This window comes from Streptomyces sp. NPDC056948, assembly GCF_042674225.1.
GTDB lineage: Bacteria > Actinomycetota > Actinomycetes > Streptomycetales > Streptomycetaceae > Streptomyces > Streptomyces purpurascens.
Genome location: NZ_JBHUQX010000033.1, coordinates 13686 through 35087 on the forward strand (window position 1 = coordinate 13686; position 21402 = coordinate 35087).

The window sequence follows — 21402 nt, forward strand, 5'->3', positions numbered from 1 at the left end:
TTCGGGCTGCGGCATGCTCAGATGCCGAAGCCGATGTAGGAGACCTGCCGGTAGGCGCCGTGGTTGGAGCCGAGGCTGTCCGAGATGGAGTTCCAGGCGTCGTCCAGGGCTTGCTGATCACCCGCGTTCCAGGCGTCCACGACCCGTCGCCAGTCGGTGCGGACATTGATCGTGCGCATGTTCAGGTCACGGCGGTGGTTGGGAGCGACTTGCTGCTGGTCGACCGGGTGGATCTCGATCCGGGTGCCGCGGCCTGCCATGGTCAGCTCTTCCACCTTTTCTGCCGTTGTCTTCGTGACAAATAAGGATCATGTCGCGGCTGCTTTTGGATCACGATAGAAGATCGGCAAGCAGTGCGCGCGGGAACCTGACGGTCAACTCCCCTGTCTACGGCGCGAGGTGAGGAATCCAGTAAGTAGCTTGAAGGATGAAAGCGAATTCGCCCTAAAGCTGCTGCTTCGGAGCGCGAACGAGCCCGGAAACAGGGGCGGCCGCAGGATGCCCGGCAGCCGGGGTGATGGACGACGTCGTAGCGCTAGTTCTGCGGGACAGCTCCAGCAAGCGCATGGCGTCCGGGATGGCGCGGCGTTCCAAGGTCTTCAGGGCGGCTGCCTGGTCGTCGGAGTGGGACGCTCGTGCCTCGTCGACGGCGGCGGTGAAGAGTTCGTGCGGGTCGAGGTGCCGGGGCGCGGAGGCGCGTGGTGCCGGTTACCGATGGACCAGCGTCGTTCGCACGGTGACTTGGGCACCGGTGTCCGTCGACGCCCGGGGCGGGGATGTATCGCGGCACTGTCAGTGGGCGACGAAAGAATGAAGGCGAGGCAGCAGTCCTGGGAGGGCGCACCATCGCATGGACGCTGTTGAGTACTGCAATCGCAGGCCAGCGACCTTTTGGCACGGGTGCCTTCACCGACGCGCGCTGGTGTGCCTCGCTGTGTCTGCCAGGTCCGTGCTGGAGGTTCGCCATCATGGCAAGCGCGCTTGTCGCCCCGTTCCGTTCCCGTCGTGCACCCGCCCCGCCCGGTGGCGACGGTGACAGTCCCAGCGAAGTTCCACCGCAGGCTGGGGACTTCACTCCTCGTGCGGCGGTGCTGGTCCGTGTCCCCGCTGGCATGGAGGAGGGTACCGCCCGTGAGCAGTGGGAGCGGTGCGGGCTGCTGTTCTCCCGTCTGGACGATGTCCACCAGGGTGCTGCAATGGTGCTGTACCGGGTGGAGGTGCGCCGTGCAGGGAAGCCGCTGGGGTGCCTTGAGCGAGGCTGAGCGCCGCGTCACGACGGCGCTGGCCGGCCGGGTGACGGCGCAGATCGGTGACTGTGTGGCTCACGCTGACGGCCGCGGTGCTGTCCGGTGCCGTGCGAGCCGTTGTCGGTTTCATGCTGAGCCTCACACGGCACTGACTACCTGATGGGTGAAATTGGGTCATCGGTGTTCCCGCCCCTTCAGGGCGGGAACGGCCCCGGCCTGTCATCACCGAGTTGGCCAGTGGGGGGGGCAGCCACGTAGGACTCGAAGGGCATCCGGGCTGTCAGGAACCGCCGGTCGCTCGGCGTCGGCTCCATGGCCTGTCCCATAGGCTCAAGTCACAGCACCATGCACTGCATGTCCGCCGAGGAGCAGCTTCATGACCCGCTACTGTGTCGTGCCTGACCGGCACGAGCTGATGGCCACCTGGGGTACCGGGGAGGGCGACCTGGCCGTCGGCATCGCCGCTCTTCCTGCCGGGGCCGACACCGGCAGGCTACTGGGACTGGCCCGGGCTCTGACCCAGCTCTCCAGCGCCGCATGGCGCACCTACACGCACCCCGCCAGTGCCGCCGGCTCCCTGGAGCCCAATAGTGAGGGCTGGCGCCGGGAGGAGGAGCGGATGCACTTCGGCGAGGTCGTCGAGGCGATCACCCGCCCGAACCTGCCCAGCGGCGGTGCGATGACCGTCTCCTACAGCAGCCTCCTCGAATCAGCTCACCGTGTCGGACGCGCTCTGCACCATCTCGACGACCCGCAGCTCGTCAAGGCCGTTGCCGCCGAAGCCGCCGTCGAACTCGCCGCCGTGGAGAACGCCGAGCTCGGTGACCTCAGCGGCCGCGCCCAGCAGGCCGTTCTCCTCAGCCGTGAGGACGCCTCTCCTGTCCAGGTCGCCGCCGCCGACCATCTCCTGCAGCAGGACCCTTTTGGTTCCGGCGAGCTCTTCATTGGTATCGACCCGACCGCGGCCGCCGTCGCGGCGGCCCACTGGCTTGCCGCAGCAGCTGAGGTGGCCGCCGAGGCATCCGGGCAGGACCCCACGCAGGTGGTCCTCGAAGCCGACAACATCGAGGCTCTCCCCCACGAGACTCCCACCCTCGTCCTCGGCCTCATCAACGACGGCGTCAGCCCGCACGAAGCTGTCACGAGCCTGGTCCGTCACGCCATGCACGTCACCGACGGTCTGCTGCCCGACCCTGCCGCCTTGCGGGAACAACTCGAGGGCCTGGAGGAAACTCTCGCCGAGTACACCGGCGAGGACGAACTCGACCTCGCCGGCGTTGCTCTGCGCCTGACGCCTCTCGACCCGCAGCGCCCCGCACGTGACCTCCTCGAAGACCTCATCACAGGCATCCACGGCTGCTGGCTCCTGCACAGCGAGCACGACAGCCTCGATCACGGTGATGAGGAAGCCGCCACCGGCGAGGTGGAGGAATGGGACGAGGAGCAGGCCGAACAGCACCAGAACCGCAGCCGTGAACGCTTCGCCCAGCAAGTCCGGGAAACCGCCAACCGCCACCACGACCGGCTCATCTGACCCCGCCCGCCACCGTCCCAGGTGACGAACTGGTCGCGGTCAACAGCCGAAGGGCGCTGTTGCAACGCGACTCGGCCAGCACCGCTGATCTGTATATCGGTGCGCAGGCCGGGCAGGCCGTCGCGTCGTACCTGGACTTCCCGGTCGACGACGACGCGGTGGCCGCCGATGTCGCGGCGCAGGAAGGAGGCGACGGTGTGGCTAAGGTCGTCTTCCAGCAGGAACAGCAGCGAGTGCCGGCGTTGAAGCGGTGCTGGTCCTGCTTCCAGAGGGTGACGGGGGGTTCCGTTGTATCCCCGTAGGTCTTCCTCCAGGGCGGCCAGGGATTCACCGACCAGGTCCAGGAGTTGGCGTGCGTCGCGAACCAAGCGTGTCTGGTGGTCGGTGGTGAGCGGGATCAGCTGTTCGGGCTCGAGGGGCTGGGTGCGTGGCCAGCTGCCGCGCGGGCGGTCCTCCATCCGGAGGGTGTAGAGGCCGACAACGCGTCTTCGCCGAGGTGATCGAAGGGCCAGCCGTCGGGTCCGGTAGGCAGGCCGGTGAGGACGCTGCGGTACTCCTTGAGGACTGGGGCAGGTCAGGGGTCGTTGCGGTCGGTGAGCCAGTACGGATCCCAATAGTGCTGGGGAGGTCGGGTGACGTGGTGCATGCGCAGTCCGCGGGGCCCGTGGACGCCGGCGTCCGGCAGATCGATGAGCCAGCCGAGAACGGGGGCGGGAACCTCGTCGGGAGCATCGAGGTCGGCCAGCAGGTCGTCCGGGCCACGCTGATCGTAGGGCGGAGGCAAAGAGAGGCCCGCAGTCGTGGCATCGTCGATGACGTGGCGACAGATACTGAGCCAGCGTCCTTGCCCCCACCAGGAGTCGGTGTAGCTGGTGGAGCCGCCGATACTCATCAGGATCAGCGTCGTCTGGGGGCCGAGCACCTCGTGGTCGAGGTGGCGCCAGCGGTCGAGTTCCGCGGTGACAGTGGCGGCTACCTCCGTCCAGCCCGGGCCGAACAGTGAACAGATTGGGGTGCCGTCGGGCAGGGCCCACTGCGGGTCCATCAGAGCGTTCTTGATGCTGTCCCAGTCGATACCATCAACGGGGCAGACGTGCTGTCGGGTGATGCGGGTGACGGCAATGTTGACGCGCGCCATCAGTACGTCTGTGTCCAGGTGGTGGTCTTCGACTGCGGTGTTGTTGCGCCAGCACCCGGCGGCGACGCCCAGGGCGGCCGCGTCGGGCACGACGTCGGGCGCAACGTCCTGGCCTGTCATGCCGACCACCCACTCCAGGTAGGCATTGAGCCATTCGTTCTCGGTGACTTCCCGGAGCAGGTCCGGCAGCGGGAGCTGCCGGAAATCGGCAGCCAGCTGGAAGATCCGGCGGATTCTGCGCAGCGTGAACTCCTGCTTGGCCTCGGGCGGCGCGGACTCGGCAACCTGCACGTGGGTGGCGTCGAGCAGCCCGGCTTGTCCGGCGGCGGCAGCGACGGCGGTGACGGCCTGCTGCCCGGATGAGGCGACGGGGACTTCGATGCTGTCTTCCAGCAGGGAGTAGGACTCGGGCCAGTCCCCCGTCACATCGTCGAAGGGCTGCAGGGCCAGGGTCTGCTGGTGGGGGTTGTACTGGACGTCCAGGCCGCCATCGCCGCGCCAGAGGGTGGCGAACAGCAGGGGGCCTTCCTGCGGGTCGAAGTCGGTGTCCCACTCTTCCGGCAGGTCGAATCCTGCCCAGTCCAGCGCTCCCAGCAGCTCCTCGAGCCGGATCGCGTAGCTTTCCCAGTCGCGGCCTGAGGGAGAGGGCATGCTCGTGCCTTCCGCCGGTGCTTCGATGGGCGACGTGAGGGGGGCGGGCGCGGGTACCGACGTCAGCCGGCGCCCCAGCAGTCTGTCAGCCTGCTGGGCGATGTGCTGGCGTTCAGCGCCGCGACAGCGAGCGCACAGGTAGCGGTACTCGTTTCCGAATCGGGCCGAATAGCGGGCCAGGGAGCGGATCTTGCCGCAGTCGCGGCAGGGGCCGCGGCCGTTCTTGGGCCACCACAGCCACCACCGGCCCTCGTAGTCACCGGGCTTGGGCACCACTCCCCTGCCGACGAGGAATTCGGCGAGGCGCCGCAGGCTGCTGTCACCGAGCTGGGGCGGCACCCGCGTGTACAGCAGGTCGTGGGCGGCCAGCAGCACGGCGTTCGTGACGCTCTCACCGGTCTCTGCGCGGCGCAGCACGCCCCGCGCCGCGGCCAATTCGGCCACTCCTGCGCCGTGAGGTTCCGCAGGCCGACCGTGCCGTGAGGCCATGGCTATGGCCCAGTCGAGATCAGCTTGCGAAGGTGCAGGAATCATCACACGCGGAGCCTAATCCCACCCTCTGACAACACGAGATGAGCCACCAGGGCGAGCAGCTGCTCGCTCTCTGCCTAGAGCGTGTCGAGCCGGCGGGTGTATTCGGCGCGTTCGTCGGCCACCTGCCAGAGGCCTCGGCGCATGGGGAGGGCGGTGATGCGGTTGAACCCTCCCCCAGCTGAAGCAGGGGGATTCCTGGCTCAGGAAGCCCCGCAGGTCAGCGACCTGCGGAGGGCATGCCGGAGTGATCGAGGCGCCCGTGCCGAGGAGCACGGCGTAGGCGCCGGGTGCGGCGTGCATGGCGAACGCGAGCTGGACGTGCGGTTCCATCGTCTCCATCAACGGCCTCCCGGTATCGGTACGGCAAGGTGCCAGTTACCGGTCGGCCTGACCCACGGCCACTTTACGTCAGAAAGACGAGAAGCGGGGTGCGGTGCCCCCAGCCCCGCCCCATCACTGCGTCAGCGGTATTCACGCAGCCGTGTGAGGAACTGCCGGACGAGCGCGTCAAGATCGGCGTCAGCACTGGTCTCCTCGACCAGGATGCGTTCGATGTGGACGATCCCGCTGTTGCGCCAGTGCCGGTCGCGCGTGGTGTCCGCGCCGAAGCGCTTGTGGTGATGGGGTCCGTCGACCTCGATGATCCCCACTCTGCCGGCGACCGTGACGAGGAAGTCCGGCGTCCAGGCGTTGCCAACACCGACGCGTCCCATCGGCAGCGGGAAGATGGAGATGGTGGACTCCTCGGGCAGCGCCGCCTGCGCCCTCTTCAGCGCCTCGTAGACGAGCACTTCTTCGCGGGAGTCGAAGACGAAGCCTTCCTTGCTGAGCCCGGGGGCAACTCCTTTGGCGCGGGCCCTCGACGCCTGGTTGGACGCCGCTCCCTTGGCCAGCCGCTCCTGCAGTATCCGCCGCCAGTCGTCACCGATGTCGGGCAGCGCCGGCGCGGCGGTGACCCCGCCGATCTTCAGACCATGCCGTCCTGCCACATGCTCGAACACCGGCTGGATGGCTGCAGTCACGGTCTCAGTAAACCGGGGAACGAGGTAGGGCGGCACGATGAGTACAGCGTCCTGCCAGTCACCGAACCGGTTGCCGGGTACCAGTTCCACACCCTCGACGTCAGCCAGCAGTGCCGCGGCCTGGCTGTTGCCCTGCTCATGCATGAGGAACGCGGTTTGGGCCAGGACGCGATGCAGCGTGTGTGTCGATGCTTCGGTGGAATCGCTTGAGGTTTCAGAGGTGGTTACGGCGACGGACACACGCACCTGTGTCGCCGGGCCTTCCGGCGTGGAGCGCGGAAGGGCCAGCGGTGCTCCTCCCTCCACCACCAGTTCGACGGCAGGCCGGGTGTGGAGCACCTGCTCAAGGGCTTCGTCCAGCACGTCGCAGCCACCCGAGTCAACGAGGTTGTCGTATATACCTTGGTTCGGTGCGCTCAGCGTCAGGGTGGCGCCGTCGTAGAAGAGCACCTGCGTGTGCTGCTCCAGCAGAATCCAGGTGAACCGTCGCCGGTTCTTGACCGCTTCCAAAACGTGCGGCCAGAACTTGTGCATGCCCGCCGTCATATCCGCCACAACGCCTCCCCGTGTGCTGCCCACCCAGCAGAGTAGAGCCAGACACTGACAACCGACGACGGATCTTCACTCGCTGTGCACGGACACGGCCGCCTCTCCCCGGAACCGCGCGACGTCCCGGAGGGGCCCAGGCGTCACCCTCGAGGCCTGACACGACCGGCGTCGGGCCTCGGCGGTAGCGCGTACAGTCGCGGCGCAGCAGCATCAGGTTCACAAGTACCTTTGGAGATGGTCACGTTGGTGTCGGGGCGGCCGGTAGACCCGGAAGAGGCACGGCAGTTGATGCTGCGTAACGGGTGCAGGCCGAAGACTGCGTTCATCAAGGCCAAGGAGTCCTGGCCGAGCACGTGCGGGCGCTGCGGTGCAGACATCGATCCGACCTACGACAGCATCGCCTCCAAGGCACGACGGTTCGGTGACGCACCACGCGGCTGCAGGGACTGTGCAGACCGTGCGCTGGCCGAGAGATTCCGGCTGGACGAGGCGGAGCTGGCGAAGACGATTGCTCTGGCCAACATCAAGCCGCTGGAGCCGTACACGAACAACAGCAGCCGGATGGAATGTATCTGCCTCAACGAGGCCTGCCCGCGCGAGGGCAAACCGATCAAGGTGCTGATCAAGGCGGTCCGGCGGGGCGCCATGGCGTGCAGGTACTGCGCGCGGCGAGCCATCCACCCCGATGAGGCCATCGCCATCATGCGGGAGAAGGGCCGCGTGGAGCCAGCCACCGCCTACGTACGGGTGGATGATCCGTGGCTGGGTACCTGCCTGCGCTGCCAGCAGCGGGTGCAGCCCCGCCTGCACGACGTGATGCAGGGCCAGGGCGCGTGCCTGCACTGCGCTCCGAACACGCCGCTGACCAAGCAGCAGGCGTGGGAGCGCGCGGTCGCCTACCGGTTCCGTCCAAGCGAGCCGGAGGCCTTCAAGAGCACCAACACTCCGTGGGCAGGTACCTGTCTGAACTGCAGCGGTCCGGTGAACCCGTCTCTGGGCAACCTCTACCGTGGGCAGGGAGCCTGCAACTCCCGTACCTGCAAGGTTACTGGTTTCAAGGACAGTGAGCCGGGGCTCGTGTATCTGCTGCAGCGGACGTCCGATCCCGCCATGGCGAAGGTCGGCATCTGCGAAGATGCCGCGCGCAATACACGGTTGCAGGTCCACGCGCGCAACGGCTGGGAGGTCGTCTACACCCGGTCGTTCAGGGTGGGGCTGCATGCGCGGTTGGTAGAGGGGGCCGTCAAACGGCTGTGGTTTGGCGGGCGCGGCTGGAAGAACGGGCGGGCTCGCGGGGAGCGGTGGAGTGACGGTTACACGGAGACGGTGCTCCTCGATGACGCCGAGCGCGGCGAGCCGTGGACTGTCGTGACGAGTCTGGCGCTGTGGACGGATGTCCTGGGCGAGGCCGAGCGGCTGGGCTTCGACCTGGACGAGCAGCGTCTGGACGCAGCCGCGAACTGACCGTCACGGCGGCCGGGACGGTCTGTCCGCAGCCCGTCGCCGCTCCTGCGCGCCGGAAGTGGAGGATTCCCGGGAGGACGATCTTCCGCCGCCTGCTGCCCCAGATTCAGAAGGAGGGGTCCTTCACCCCCATCGACTTGGGTGGATCACCGGGTGGCAGCGGGGGCAGCTGTGCGGTTTCCGGTCTGCCGCATGGCCATTGCGGCAGAGGGCTGCTGGCTGTGACGAGGCCCTACTAGGAAGCCGAATCAGCCCCAGAATATTTCGTGTTAATGTTTTGAGGTCTGATCTGAGGCGGTGGGGTGTGATGACGTCCGGTGACCTGCAGGCGCATCCCGGCATGCTCGCGCTCGCGCGCGAGTCGCGGGGCATGACGCAGGTCGACGTGGCCGCCGCCATGACCAAGGCAGCGCCTGCCGGGGTCGCGGTGGTGTCCCAGGGATATGTCAGCCGCGCGGAATCAGGACGCCTTGTGGTCGCCGACGACCGTCTTCATCTGTATGCCGCCGCCCTGGGCTACCCGGTAGATCTGCTGTGCCTGGATCCCCGGGTGAGCGGGGTGGGAGTGGGCCTGATCCATCACCGCAAGAGAGCCTCTCTGTCGTCCTTGGCGCTGCGCCGCATTCACGCCCAACTCGCGTTGGCACGTCTGCAGGTGACGGGTCTCGCGCAGGCCGCCGCGGCTGCGGAGGTGCCGCACCGCTTCTCCCGCGTACTCCTGGACGACTTCACGACGGCCAAGGATGCGGCCCGCGAGGTGCGCCGCGCCTGGGGCCTGCCCAGGGGCCCGGTGGCTGATGTGATCGCCGCGATCGAGGAGGCCGGCGGCTTGGTGGTGATGCGGAGTCTCGGCAGTGAGCTGCTGGACGCAGTCAGTCAGTGGGACGACCTCCAGGTCCCGCTTGTCCTGGTCAACGACCATGCGCCGGGCGATCGTTGCCGCTTCAGTGTCGCGCACGAGCTGGGCCATCTAGTGATGCATCCCGAGCCTGGCACGTCGAGCGAGCAGGAGAAGCAGGCAGACACGTTCGCCGCGGAGTTCCTGATGCCGGCGGCCGACATCCGGCAGGTGTTCGCCGACGGTGTGGACTTGGCGAGGCTGGCAGAGCTCAAGCGCGTCTGGCGGGTGTCGATGAGCGCGCTGCTGCGGCGCGCGCTCACCCTGAACGCCATCACCGAATGGCAATACCGCACGGTGATGGTGGAAATGTCGGCGCTGGGCTACCGCACGGCCGAACCGGTCGAGGTGGAGCGGGAGCGGCCTACGCGCGTCCCAGCGCTGGTGGACGCCGTGTTGTCCGACCGCGGCCTGGCAATCGACGAGGCGGCCGCGTGCGCCCGCCTGCTGCCCGAGGACTTCAAGCGCCTGTACATGACAGGCGACCGTTCGTTATCCCCTGAGCCGCTTCGAAGGTGAGGCCATGATCGACCCGTCTGCTCCGCTGCCGCGTCCGCGCTCCGATCTCACGGAACCTCCCGACGCGCCGCAGGCCCTGTCCGGTGCGCTGAGCGTTCTGCAGGGGCGCATGCTGCTTCAGGTGACGCCTGCCCGTGTCGGCTACCTGCGCGGACAGCTCGATGCGGGCCGCAGCGGACTGGTGCTGTGCGGGAAGGACGCGCTGCGGAAGGCAAAACAGCTGCGCGGGGAGGGTCAGTTCACCGGGACGTTGCTGGTCGATCCGGCCGCCTATGAGGTGCGCGCGGCCAGCGGGGAAAAACCGTTCCCCCACGTGTCGGAGGGCTTCGCCTTCGACGATCCGCTGGAGTTGTCGCTGGCGGAGCAGCGGGCGGTTGGGGTCACCGCGCCCATGACGCCGACGGGCTACATCCACGCAGAGGACTCCGAGGCTCTCAAAGCCGCAGTGCGGCGGGTGGTCGCCCTGGACGACGCCCAGGTCGTCTTCGCAGCGCCAGTCGATGTGGGCTGGCTGCGGGAGGAGGACGCCGTGCGGCAGCTGATCGCCTGGCTCCGGCTGGTGAGGGGACCTAAGGCGGTCATGCTGGGCGGGCAAATGGACCCTCTCGCGCGGCACTCACGAGCTGTCGACCACCTACGGCGGGTGATCGAAGAGGTCCCGGGTGCTGCGCTGCTGCGCACCGATCTGGCGGCCTTCGGTGCGCTGGCCGCAGGGGCGACGTTCGCAGCGTTCGGCGCCGGCAGCCGGCTGCGGCACATCGTGGCCCCGGGCGAAAAGGCCAAGACCAGCAAGGGCTTCTCGACGTCGCCGCACGTGCTGTTTGCCGAGCTGATGGACTTCTTCCTCGGCAAGACACTGGCCGACCGCTTCGCCGACGCCAAGGCTCCCGTCTGCGGCTGCGCAGCGTGTGAGGGGCTGTGGGCGCTGGATGAATTCGCCAGCAACGAGGGCGAGCGCCAGGCCCGGGCCGCCGCGCACAATGTGGCGGTCCTGATGGAGTGGCTGCGCACGCTGACCGCGATCACTCCCGGGCTGGCGCGCCAGCAGTGGTGGCACGAGCGTTGCCGTACAGCGGTGGAGCGGTATCCACTGGTGAACGCGCAGCTGCGGCAGCCGGACGCGTTCAAGGTGCCTCAGCAGCTGAAACGGTGGGCGCTGGCGACTCCGGCCGCGGTGACGAGCGGAGCGAACGGGCAGGCGGCGGCCAGCCATCAACGCAGGAGCTGATACAGCTCCTCGACGAAGCACCACGCGGCGGCGGTGTGCCGCTGCGGCCTGTACTCCTCCGGCGCGAGCATCATCTCCACACCGTGCTCGGCGGCGAGGAAGACGCCGATGCCGTAGAAGTCCGCCTCGGCCAGCAGCTCTTCCAGGTGTGAGGGGCGGCGGGTGAGCAGCATGGCACGGCGACAGAACGGCGCGAACCGGCCCGCGTCCCGCAGTCCCTGGCGCCACCCGGCGGCGCGCACTACGGCCAGGTCCACCCGCACCGGCCGCACCGCGCGCCGGGTCACCGTCGTACGGTCACGGTCCGCGGCTCCTGCGGGCAGGGCGCGTACGGACCGCCGCTGGCCGGCCTCGAGCGAGGGGAGGGGGACGGGGATGTTAACCGGCAGCGTCAGGAGGGTCTCCAGCGCCGCCATCCGATCCAGCCGCCCTGCGGCGGCCTCCTGGCGCCGGGCGTGCTCTGCGGCATCCAGCCGGTGGAAGAACAGGGCCTCGGTGCCCTGCAGGGAGGCGATCTTGGTCTGGGTGCCCGCCTCCAGCAGGGCGGCAGAAGCCGTCCGCACGGAACGGCCGATCACGGAGTTCGCCAAGGTCACCATGGCCTCCACCCTGCCTCACCGGGCTCCGGCCGCACGCAGCGGCCCCGCCGACTATCCAATCCGCATGGGTACGGACTGTTCTGCCAAACAGCCCAACAGGCCTTCAAGACACTGCCAAAGCGTCTCGTTGTCGCTGCGCCGGTACCAGCGGCGCCGCTCCCCCGGCGCCCGCGGCAGCCGCTCGGCCAGCCCCGCCTCCACCAGGGCCCGGATTGGCGCCTGGTAGACACTCGCCGGTGCGTTGCGGGCGGCGGCAAGGTCTCCCAGGCACACACCCTGCTCGTCCGCTGCCGCCAGCGCCCACATCAGCTCCGCCCGGTAGCGGTTGCCGAAGACCCGCACGGACACCTCACGCAGCGGCTCCACGTCCTGTTGAGGCATGATTCATGATTCGCGAATCATGCCTGAGATGTCAACACTACAGCGGGAGTGCGCTGTCGCGGCGCCGTATGCCCACCGGAACGGTGGCTGGGGCAGTTCAGGCCTCCTTGAGCGTGATGCCGCCGCTCGGAGATTGGAGGTGCACGGTGACAGCGGCCATTCCCGTGGGGCTGCCGGCGATGACGGCAGGGGCGGTGCTGCGGTTGACGGAGCCGGCGGGGGAGCACGGCGAGCTAGGTGATCGGTGCGACGGTGACCAGGCGGAGAAACTCCCGTCCCGTGTGGTAGTCCCACACGGATACTGGTGTCGTCCAAGCAGGCGCTGACGAGTAAGTCACGGTCGGCGTTCAGGATGGGCAAGGCGACGAGGGCGGTGGCGGGGCCTTGGTGCCCAGTCAGCGGCACATGGTTTTCTGAGCGCGGGGCGAATGGGTCCCACAGTCGGATCACTCATGGCACGCAGCCAGGTTGGGCGATGCGCGGGTCCGGACATCGCCCAGCACAGACAGCTCCCGGGGCCCCTGAGCGGTACCCTGTCGCTGTAGAGCGGGACGGACGAGGACGCGCGGGATGGCTCAGAGCGGGCACGCCAGTGGAACGATTTGCATCCGGCCGGTTCGGGTCGGAATGGTTCTCCAGCCTGACGCCGAGGCCGTCTCCAGCGCAGTGCAGGCCTCCACCTGTGTCTGGGGCGGGGCGTACTTTCCGTGGCTGGCGCCCGACGCCCCGGACACTCTTCACACTGCCGAGGCTCTTGCGGTCGACGTTTTCTACCCAGTGGCGGGCGATCCCGCAGCGTGTGAGGTCGCGGGTCAAGAGGGCTACCGGTGGAAGCCCGATCACGGCACTCCCTTCGGCAGTCACGAACCGCTGGCGGCTCCGGGAGTGTTGGGCGTGGAGTGGCTGCTGGATGACCCCGCACCCCAGCACGCGTTCGTGCTGCCCGAGTGGGACACGGCAGATCCTCTGGGCCCGTTGTTCGAGGTGTGGTTCGGCCATTACGGCGACTACCCTGCCGCGGCCGAACTGCGGTCCCGCTTCGCTCGCGTTGCCGAGAGCCGCACGATCGGGGTCGATGCCCCCGTTCCTGCCTTCGATGGTCTGGTCACCCCGATCGGCCTGACCTGCCTCGATGTGGAGTACGACTCGGACGATTCCACGAGCGTGATCGTCCTGGTGGATGCAGCGGATCCCGCTGATCTCATGCACTTGTGGACCGCCCGGGCTGCCGGTCACCACGTTCTGCCCTGGCCGGTAACGCATGCCGACCGGGTTCGCGCCGTGGCTGAGCAATGGCTCCGCGCGGCCCTGCGCGAGGACGCACTCGGCCGTTCGGGGCGGGGCGACGGCCTCGACCTGGGACCGACGATCAGCGTGATCACCCGGCATCGGCCCATTCCTGAGGATCTCGCCGCCCTGCTGTATGACTTGGGCATCACCGCGCTGCCCGGCAGCTCGGTGAAGCACGCTCTGCCCCGGCGTGGGCGTCATCCGTTCCTGACTGCCTCGGTCAAGGAATTCTCGGTGTCCCTTGCGCCGCAACAGAGGACTCTGGCCGTACCGATGCCGCCGGTGGGGCCGGCCCGCTGGCGGCCGGACCGTCACTACGCCGGAATCGTGGCGGCCCACGTCACCTTCACCGATGTGCGTGACGGTCATCCCGGTTGGACGCCCCTGGTGCCCAACCTGCGTTCGCTGAGCACTCTGCTCGATACACAGCCCGCGAATCATCCGGAACCATTTCACCGGCCAGCCCGCGGCGGCAGGGTCTGCGGTGTCCTGGCCGACAGCGGCACCGACAAGGTGCGCCTGTGCCTGCTGGACAACGCCGACATCCTCAACGGCCTCTTCCGCGGTTCCGGCTGGCAGCCGCGCCAGGAGGTCAACGGGCGCAAGGTGACAGGGCTGATCCGCCGCCTGGGAGGCATCAGCAGCGCGGCCGGATGCGAGCCCGCCGTCTGGCAGGTGCTCCACACGGCGTCCAAGAGTGCCGACGGCCTGGTTCACGACCGGCTCGTAGGACTCGCCAACAAGTACCGGGAGCACTGGCCGGGGCCCGTGAGCACGCCGGACGGTCGCGCGAGCTACGCCACGAAGGTGGTCCTAGCCCTGCAGCAGCGTGGCCTTCTGGAGCCGGTCGCCCCGCTTCACTGCCCTGAGTGCAGGGGGTTCACCGCGGTGCCCGCGCCTCGACTGGAAGCGGAAATGGACTGCTCGCACTGCGGGCGCCGGTTTCCGCTCGGCTATCTCCTGGGCTCATCACCGCGGCGCTTTGACTGGCATTTCCGACTCGCGGATGGCATCACGCGGAACCTAATGGCCGAGACCCGGCCGGTGATGGCGGCCGCGACCGTTCTTGCCTGCTACCACCAGCAGCTCTTTCCTGCCGGTTTGCTGCCCGCTGCCAGCGGGACGACGATGACGTGCCAGCTGGGCGTCAGCTTCGAGTTCCCGGGTGGGCCGCGTGAGGTGGACCTCGTGGTGGTGCTGGACGACGGGCCGCAGCCGGTGGTGGTGGTCGGCGAGGTCAAGGGTGGGCTGAGTACCCAGCCGGGCGATCTCATCAACCAGGACGACCTCGACGTGCTGACCGCCATTCAGACCCGCCTTCGGGAGCAGGGGGTGGAGTGCTACCTCCTGGCCGCCGCGCTGCGCGATCACCTTGAGCCCAGCGAGCGGGACGCTCTGCAGAGACTGTGCACGCACCCCCCGATCACACTCAACGATCATCAAGGGTTCGTTCATCCCGTCCTGCCGATCGTGCTGACCGGCGCGGACCTCACCCAGCCGCAGTTCTCCGACGGGCACCTCCACTGGTGGTCTCGGCACGGCCTGCCCGGACTGGCCCAAGAGAGCTGCCGTCGCAACCTGTAGCCCGTACCGGCTCACGCATACCGAGGCGGCGGCCCGGGATCTGAGGGCGTGGTTTCTCACCCTCCCCTCGCCGCGCTGCGGCGGCGGGCTTCCTGGTGTGCGCATCGCAGGAATGCGCTGGCTACTGTATGTCAGCGCTGGGAAGAGCGCAGGTACATCGGCAGGACGGTGCGCATGAGTTGTTCGCCGCGGGTGGTGATGGCGTCGAAGTGGGTGCGGTTCATGGCACGGAAGTTGGTGGGGTAGGTGGCGACCGCGCTGCGCGGGACGAGGTCGGCGGGCGGTGCGGGCAGGCGGTGGTCTTTCATGCCTAGGTAGGCCAGGGCAAAGCCGTCGATGCGTCCGCTGGCGGCCCATTCGTGCAGGCGGGAGCGGGCGGAGTCCTGGGCTTTGCGATGGACGGTGACGAAGGAGCGGCTGAGGCGGCCGGTCATGAAGTGCGGTGTTTGCAGGGGGAGTTCGCCCACGCCGGCGTCGCAGGCGATGATGAAGGGCACGTCGTAGACGTGCTGGGTGTGGTGCGGTGAGCGTCCGGGTTCCAGGACGGACAGGCCGAGGTTGTCGTAGACGCCGCCGTCGGTGAGCAGCACGGTGTGCTGTTCGTGGTGTCCGCCGGGGTGTTGGAAGGTGAAGGTGCGCTCCAGAGCTGGCAGGAAGGCGGGATAGGCAGCGGAGGCGGCCACGGCGGTAGCGACGTGGACGGGCTCGGTGATGGTGCCGTAGCGGGAGCAGCCGCTGCGGGCGCTGCCGAAACGGACGGCGTTGGTGGTGGCCAGGTCGGTGGCGGTCAGGACGACGTCCAGGCCGGGGTGGGTGACGTCGGCCATGGTGGCGGTGGCGAAGGCCTTGCGGGCCAGGACGGCGGCGAGCGCGTCGGTGCGGTTGGCGGGACGGGCGACGCTGACGTCAGTAGCGCGGGTGAACAGTTGGCGGGTGCTGGCACGGGCGGCGGCGGTGAGGTTGCGGATGACGGCAGCGGGCGTAAACGCTTGTCGTGCGATGTCGAGTTGTAGGCCGGAGCGCAGCAGGTCGGTGGTGCGGGTGTCGAAGTCGGCGAAGTCGGGCGGGCCGTAGGCCCATAGGGCGGCGAGCAGGGATCCGCCGGAGATGCCGGAGACGACGCGGATGCGGTCGAGGAGATCGCGGTCGTGCAGGGCGCGCAGGCAGCCGAGGTGGAAGGCGGCCGCGCGGGAGCCTCCGCCGGACAGGGCAAGGCCGAGGGTGCGGGTCATGGGCGGGGGTCGTCCGATCGGCGTGGGGCGGGCACGGTGCTGTCGGCGGTGGTGGGGCGGGTGGCGTAGCCGCCGGGCCACCAGAGGGCCGAGCGGGGGCGGCCGGGTGGCAGCGTCTCTGCTGGTGGAGTGGTGGCCGCGGTGGTGCGGGTGGCGAGGCGGGCGTAGAGGTCTGGTCCGTCGCCGGTGGCGAGCCATTTGTCCCAGACGGGTTGCGGTCCGCCGGCGATGAGGACGAGGGCGCGGGCGGGGGCGTCGTCCAGGGGCAGGGTCAGCAGTTCCATGGCCGTGCAGTCGGTGGCGCTGGGCTGTGCCGGCGAGTGGGGGTGGGTGTGCCACAGGCCGAGGAAGCGGCTGGTGTTGCCGGTCGCAGTGCGGCGGGCGGCGAGGTGGCGGGTGACGCCGTCCAGGCCGTGCTGGAAGTAGGTCTCGGCCAGCAGGGAGTCCGGGGGCGGCCCGGTGGCCTCGTCGACGTAGATGATCCCGGTGGAGTCGTCGATGGCGCCCAGCAGCATGCCGCCGGTTTCGACGCGCGGGCCGCGGACGCGGGCGCCGCGGCGGGCTTCGGCCCGCATCTCGGCGAGGGCGGCGGGGGCGATGCGAATGTCGTAGCCGGTGGCGTCGTCGGTGACGATCGTGTCGTTGGGCCAGGTCAGCCAGCGCGGTCCGGTGGGCTGGGGGTCGGTGGGGCCGCTGGGGGTGCGGACGGTGAGCGCGGCCATGGTGTGCCGGTCGTCGGGGGCGTTGAGGACGTGGAGGATGCCGGTCATGAGCTGTCCGGCCAGGGCGGTGACGTCGGCGGCGGAGCCGGTGAAGGTGGTGTCCGAGCAGCCGGGTTCGGGCTGGAAGAGCTCGGTGCGGGGTTCGGTGGGGAAGAAGTCCTCGACCATGTCGGCCAGGGCACGGGTGGGATCCTGGCGGGCGGTCAGGGCGGTGCGGCGCAGCACGTCGGTGCCTCCGCCGGTGGCCGAGCGGGGTGAGAGTGCGGCGATGCCGCGGGTGGCCTGGTGGCCGATCATCACGGTGGCCAGGTGCGGCCAGGCGGTCGGGTCGGTGCGGCGGGCGCGTTCGAGGTAGGCCCGTACGACACGGTTGGCGGTGCAGTCCAGGATCAGGTCGAAGGAGTGCACGTCAAGGGCGGAGAAACGGCGGGTGATGTCGGCGACTACGGGCTCGATACGGGTGGCGTGCGGGTCGATCTCATTGAGGCGGGCGGCCAGGACGTCGGCCTTGGGGTAGCCGATGTCGGCGTCGGCGTAGGGCTGGCGGGAGTGGATGCCGGGGTGCACGAGTGACTGGTCGACGACGGTGAGGTGGGCGGCACCGGCACGGGCGCAGATATCGGCGGCGGGCGCGCCGAGTGCGCCGGCGCCCAGGACGAGGATGCGTTTGCCATGCAGCCAGGCCGCCGGGGTGTGGTGATCGCGGCGGACGGTGACCTCGGGGCGGGCCTCGTACAGGCGGAGCCACCGGGTGGTCAGGGTGTGGAGCCATTCCTCGCCGATCTGCATGAGTTCGTCGCCGAGTTCGGGCAGTTGGCGGTCGACGTAGGCGGTGACGGCAAGGCGGGTGAGTTTGTCGGCGATGTCGGGCAGGTGCCAGGCCACCAGGTGGGTTCGGCGGGGGCCGTGGCCGCTGGTCCCCCGGGAGGGGGTGCCCAGCAGCAGGTGGACCGGGGCGAGGGAGTGCGGCTTGCGGTCCGGGCCGGTGTGATCGGCGGGGGTGCGCAGGCGGCGGTTGTGGTCGGCGGCCACGCCAACGAGGCCGAGGACCATGCGTGCGGTGATGCGGCCGCGGGCGAGGGCGGTGATGAGCGCCCGGGCGGTGTCGGGGTATTCGAAGGTCAGGTGGTCTGCGGTGATCACAGCCGGGGCGAGGAACACCTCGGCGTCGTTGGGGAGTTGGGCTGCGGCGCGGGCATCGGCGAGGGTGAGCGGCCAGGGTTGGCCGAAGGGGAGCCAGCCGACCACGTCACTGCGCTCATCACTGATGCGGTGCAGGACGGCCGCGCCCAGCCATGGCTCGTCGTCCTCTGCGGCGGGCGCGTCGCGGCGGATGACGAGCAGACTGTCCGCGTAGTCGCCCACCGCGTGGGGTGGGTGCAGCGGCTCGCCGGGCGCATCCAGTTCCCCGGCCGCGGCGGCCCGGAACCAGTCCAGCAGGCGCGTGATGAACCCGTACATGCCGTCGGCCGGGTCCCACTCGGTCGCCGTGGAGCGGTACAGGCACGGGAAATGAGCCCAGACGACGTGCGGGGCCCCGGCGAAGCGGCTGTGCCGGGTGTACACCATCGGGGTCTCGAAGGGGAAGTCCGGCGGGATGTAGAGCGTGACGGGCTCCTCGCTGCGCAGCCGCAGCCCGCCCTCGGCGCGCGGCAGACCGGCGCAGCCCACGCTGATGCGCGCTTCCACGAAGCCCTTAGGGGCCGCGGGTGCCGTGTCCACATGGGCGAGGAAGACCCCACCGCGAGCTGAGCCGGTGATTTGCCGAAGCTGGTCGAGGGCGAGGTGCTGGCCGGCCGTGACGGCCGTAGTGGTGCGGTCGCTCACGCGTCACCGAATCCCAGGGGTGTAGCAGGTGCGGCCTTGTCTCCGCGGGCCTGCTCGACGGCGCTGCGCGCGGCGGCGGCCGCCCGCGGGGAGGGAAGGGCGGCGGTGGCGGTGAACGCGGCAGCCGGGAAGCGGGTGGTGCCCAGCGCGGCCAGCATCCGGCGGCCACCGCCCGCAGCCTTCATCACCAAGGACTTGTTCTCCAGCTCGGCGACGTCGACGAGTTCGAACCCGAAAAAGGGCTCCAGGGCGAACACCACCGGCCGGGGCTCATCCTGGGTGGGGTACTCCCCCGTGCACAGCACCGGCAGCACGGTGATCTCCCCGTAGGCGTCACGGGCCAGCAGATGGGGCGGGTTGTGCCCCTTCTCGTCCTGGTCCCGGAAGGGCCGCGAACTGGCGATCACCCGCGCGTCCGCCCTGGCGTAGGTCTCGAACTGGTCGAGGATGTCCTGCTTCAGCTCCTCCTCGAAGCCCTCACCCTTGGCGTACATGACCTTCTTGGAGCAGTGGTGCGGGGAGAGCAGCAGGTCCCACTCCACCCGGTCGGTGTTGCCGAAGTACTCGCTGTTGTCGAAGATCTTCTTGATCGTGGGGTAGGCGAGGTCGCCGAGGAGGAGCAGCCGACCCGTCGTGCCGTCGCCGGTGTGCATGCGGATCTGCAGGGCAAGGGAGGTCTCATTGCGCTCGCCGGCGCAGTCGCCCTTGAACGGGGCGTGGACGAACGCCTCGAACGTCTCCGACAGGTCGTTGCCGTCGATCATCGTGATCGTCTCGCCGGGGAAGGTGAAGTACTCGTCGGGCAGCTCGCTGTAGGAGTGCTGGTCGCGGTCGTCGTCGTAGCCGATGATCCGTACCCGGTTGCCGCTGGCGGGCTCCTCACCGTTCTCGAGAGCCTCCAGGGTGGCGGCGACGCGGCGCTCGACCTCGTCCTGGAAGAGTTGGGCGTCCTGGCACATGGTCTTGTCCTCGGAGATCTCCCGCCACAGCCGGGGCGTTGCCCAGATCTCCCCGATCAGGATGCCACTGTCCAGCAGGTCACCGAACCCACAGCAGTGGTCCAGGTCGGCGTGGGTCAGAGCAAACACCGCGAGGTAGGCAGTCTCCCCGTCCAGCCAGTCGGGGCGCGGCAGGGTATCCGCCAGCCGGTCGATGACGGCGGCGACCACCGCTCCTTCCTCGTCGGCGGCCTTCATGTCCCGCAGATCGACCTGGAGGACCAGGTCGCCGCCGAGCACGATCGTGGTGGAGTCGCCCGTGCCGACCGGCCAGAACACCACCCCACGCTCGGGAAGTTCCGTCTCGACCATGCCCTGCCTCTTCACTCGACTTTGATCAACTAACGGGAAACCCACACAAGTTATCCCTGTCTTCACATCTACCATGCGCCACTGACAACACGGCCTCATCAGGCATTTCATGCGTCAACAGGGCCGATGCCAGGGCCCTTGCCCACCCCGGATACGGCCGGCACGCGACCTCTTCGCGAGCAGGGGCGGGACCGGGTGACCATCACGGAGTAGTGACCCACGTGCTGTGTCATCGCTTGTTTTGCGGCCTGACCTGGCATGCCGTGCACCAAGATCGGCCGCTGCAGGCCGTAGTGAGGCATCCGGCGGCGCTACGGGGTGGGCCACGCTCGACGCCCCATGTGCCCCGGCAGGCTCGGCCCTTTCTCATCGCCCGGCCTGGCCGGTCCACGACCGTCTGGGCAGACGAACATGCATCACGGCGACTGCGGCCTGGAAGGCTCCCTGGGCCTGGGCCCTGGGAGGGCATGCAGTTTCCGTCCGCGAGCTTTTCCGGATCCCGGCCCCTTGGGCCCCTTGGACCCAGCGCTGACCAGCGCCCTGCGCACCAACGCGGTCTCGGCGACGACGAGATTGCCTGCTCCAGCGCCCCTGACGGCCGCCGGCATCGCGTTGCGGGAGGCGGCGGGCCCGGACATCGCGATGCGGGACGCACGGCTGCTGCGGGCGGGCCGCTACCCTGGCGGCGTGCACGACAAGGAACCGCCACCGGCCAGCGACACCGCCCCAGGGCTGGCCGCCCCGCTCAATGCGGCACAGCTGCGGCGGATCACGTCCCTGCACCGCGGATTCACCTACCAGAACCTGTACGCCGTGGGCTGCCTGCTGCGGCTGCGTCAGGCCGGTGCCCAAACGCTGCTGATGGAGCTGGACGAGGACCTGGAGGTCGTGCTCCCGGATCGATATCTCTACCTGCAGGTCAAGACCCGGCAGGGCAATCTGATGTGGAGCGACATCAGGGGGTCGGTCGAGCAGTTCGCCAAGCTACGCGCGGAGCACACGGCAGGGCGGCGCCTCGGCACGCCCAAGCTGGTCGTGGTCAGCAATACCGCACCGGGTCCGGATCTGCTCCGACGGACCCAGCAGCCGGACTGGTCGGCGGACGTGTCGCTGGTGTGGCCGGGCCATCCCGATCCGCAGGAGGCGTGGCTGCCGCCCGCTGCTGCGGATCTCACCGGTGTCCTGCAGTGGTGCACCGAGCAGGCCGCCCAGGTGCCGTTCGGGTCCCTGGGAGCGCAGACGCTGGTGTGGAAGCTGGCTGCCCGCCTCCAGTACGCGAGTGCCGGAGCCCACGGGCGAGCCTTTCATGCCAGTGAACTGCCCGCCCTGTACGAGCAGTTCGTCGAGGAGCTGCAGGCCTTTCCCCAGGTTCCCGACGTCTACTGGCCGCATGGCAGCGAACCGGAGCTGACGGGCGAGCAGCGCGTGCGGCTGGTGACGGGCTTCTCCGGGGCCGGGAAGACGACTTGGGCGGCGAACGCCACCGCCCGGTGCCCACTCCCGGTGACCTACTTCGACGCCGGCCAGATGCCGCCCGCGGTGGTGCCCGGTGCGCTGGCCCGGGAGGTTGCTGCCCGGCACCTGAGCGGGCCCGATGCACTCAGCCTGCCGAGCGGGGCCGGCATCGACGTCCTTCGGGCCGTGCACAGCCGCCTGGCCCACGACGGCACAGC

Annotated in this window: 15 protein-coding genes; 7 read left to right on the forward strand and 8 right to left on the reverse strand. The window is 69.1% G+C overall.

Annotated features, from left to right (window positions below):
* Nucleotides 1-17: 17 nt before the first annotated feature.
* Entirely contained in the window at nucleotides 18-260 is a 243-nt protein-coding gene (locus tag ACFTZL_RS06675; RefSeq protein WP_382579124.1) for a hypothetical protein, read from the reverse strand.
* 1363 nt (nucleotides 261-1623) lie between these two features.
* On the opposite strand from ACFTZL_RS06675, the gene ACFTZL_RS06680 reads away from it, so the two are divergent.
* Together ACFTZL_RS06680 and ACFTZL_RS06685 are read left to right on the forward strand one after the other, a co-directional pair.
* Nucleotides 1624-2781, forward strand: coding sequence for a hypothetical protein (locus tag ACFTZL_RS06680; RefSeq protein ID WP_382579126.1), 1158 nt, complete (start codon nucleotides 1624-1626; stop codon nucleotides 2779-2781).
* A gap of 59 nt (nucleotides 2782-2840) precedes the next feature.
* Nucleotides 2841-3083: a hypothetical protein gene (locus ACFTZL_RS06685; RefSeq protein ID WP_382579129.1), complete on the forward strand. Its 243-nt coding sequence runs from the start codon at nucleotides 2841-2843 to the stop codon at nucleotides 3081-3083.
* Between the two features lie 272 nt (nucleotides 3084-3355).
* On the opposite strand, the gene ACFTZL_RS06690 is transcribed toward ACFTZL_RS06685, so the two are convergent.
* Nucleotides 3356-5014, reverse strand: coding sequence for a hypothetical protein (locus tag ACFTZL_RS06690; RefSeq protein ID WP_382579130.1), 1659 nt, complete (start codon nucleotides 5012-5014; stop codon nucleotides 3356-3358).
* A gap of 551 nt (nucleotides 5015-5565) precedes the next feature.
* Entirely contained in the window at nucleotides 5566-6660 is a 1095-nt protein-coding gene (locus ACFTZL_RS06695) for a hypothetical protein (RefSeq protein ID WP_382579133.1), read from the reverse strand.
* 249 nt (nucleotides 6661-6909) lie between these two features.
* On the opposite strand from ACFTZL_RS06695, the gene ACFTZL_RS06700 reads away from it, so the two are divergent.
* From ACFTZL_RS06700 to ACFTZL_RS06710, 3 genes are all read left to right on the forward strand, one after another.
* The gene (locus ACFTZL_RS06700; RefSeq protein WP_382579135.1) at nucleotides 6910-8139 is read left to right on the forward strand and encodes a hypothetical protein; all 1230 of its coding nucleotides are present in this window, start codon (nucleotides 6910-6912) and stop codon (nucleotides 8137-8139) included.
* Nucleotides 8140-8446: 307 nt separating this feature from the next.
* The gene (locus ACFTZL_RS06705; RefSeq protein WP_382579137.1) at nucleotides 8447-9556 is read left to right on the forward strand and encodes an ImmA/IrrE family metallo-endopeptidase; all 1110 of its coding nucleotides are present in this window, start codon (nucleotides 8447-8449) and stop codon (nucleotides 9554-9556) included.
* A gap of 4 nt (nucleotides 9557-9560) precedes the next feature.
* A complete protein-coding gene (locus tag ACFTZL_RS06710; protein WP_382579140.1) occupies nucleotides 9561-10784 on the forward strand; it encodes a hypothetical protein in 1224 nt (407 codons plus the stop codon).
* On the opposite strand, the gene ACFTZL_RS06715 is transcribed toward ACFTZL_RS06710, so the two are convergent.
* Together ACFTZL_RS06715 and ACFTZL_RS06720 are read right to left on the reverse strand one after the other, a co-directional pair.
* Nucleotides 10769-11383 carry a hypothetical protein gene (locus ACFTZL_RS06715; protein ID WP_382579143.1) on the reverse strand — a complete coding sequence of 205 codons (615 nt, stop codon included), beginning with the start codon at nucleotides 11381-11383 and terminating at the stop codon, nucleotides 10769-10771. The two genes, ACFTZL_RS06710 and ACFTZL_RS06715, sit on opposite strands and share 16 nt — an antisense overlap.
* A 51-nt stretch (nucleotides 11384-11434) precedes the next feature.
* Nucleotides 11435-11764 carry a hypothetical protein gene (locus ACFTZL_RS06720; RefSeq protein WP_382579145.1) on the reverse strand — a complete coding sequence of 110 codons (330 nt, stop codon included), beginning with the start codon at nucleotides 11762-11764 and terminating at the stop codon, nucleotides 11435-11437.
* Nucleotides 11765-12658: 894 nt separating this feature from the next.
* Between ACFTZL_RS06720 and ACFTZL_RS06725 the strand changes: the two genes are divergently transcribed.
* On the forward strand, nucleotides 12659-14638 hold the full coding sequence (locus ACFTZL_RS06725) for a hypothetical protein (protein ID WP_382579148.1): 1980 nt from the start codon (nucleotides 12659-12661) through the stop codon (nucleotides 14636-14638).
* Between the two features lie 131 nt (nucleotides 14639-14769).
* Here the strand turns inward: ACFTZL_RS06725 and ACFTZL_RS06730 are convergent, their stop codons facing one another.
* From ACFTZL_RS06730 to ACFTZL_RS06740, 3 genes are read right to left on the reverse strand one after another with little or no spacing between them, the layout of a single operon-like run.
* The gene (locus ACFTZL_RS06730; protein WP_382579151.1) at nucleotides 14770-15870 is read right to left on the reverse strand and encodes a patatin-like phospholipase family protein; all 1101 of its coding nucleotides are present in this window, start codon (nucleotides 15868-15870) and stop codon (nucleotides 14770-14772) included.
* Complete coding sequence (locus ACFTZL_RS06735) at nucleotides 15867-18419, reverse strand: ThiF family adenylyltransferase (protein ID WP_382579153.1); 2553 nt, start codon at nucleotides 18417-18419, stop codon at nucleotides 15867-15869. The genes ACFTZL_RS06730 and ACFTZL_RS06735 overlap by 4 nt, the downstream gene beginning before the upstream one ends.
* Nucleotides 18416-19729 (reverse strand): hypothetical protein, encoded by a 1314-nt coding sequence (locus ACFTZL_RS06740; RefSeq protein ID WP_382579155.1) that lies wholly within the window; start codon nucleotides 19727-19729, stop codon nucleotides 18416-18418. Before ACFTZL_RS06740 ends, ACFTZL_RS06735 begins: the two co-directional genes overlap by 4 nt.
* A 516-nt stretch (nucleotides 19730-20245) precedes the next feature.
* On the opposite strand from ACFTZL_RS06740, the gene ACFTZL_RS06745 reads away from it, so the two are divergent.
* A partial coding sequence (locus ACFTZL_RS06745) for a hypothetical protein (protein WP_382579158.1) occupies nucleotides 20246-21402 on the forward strand: 1157 nt, incomplete at its 3' end.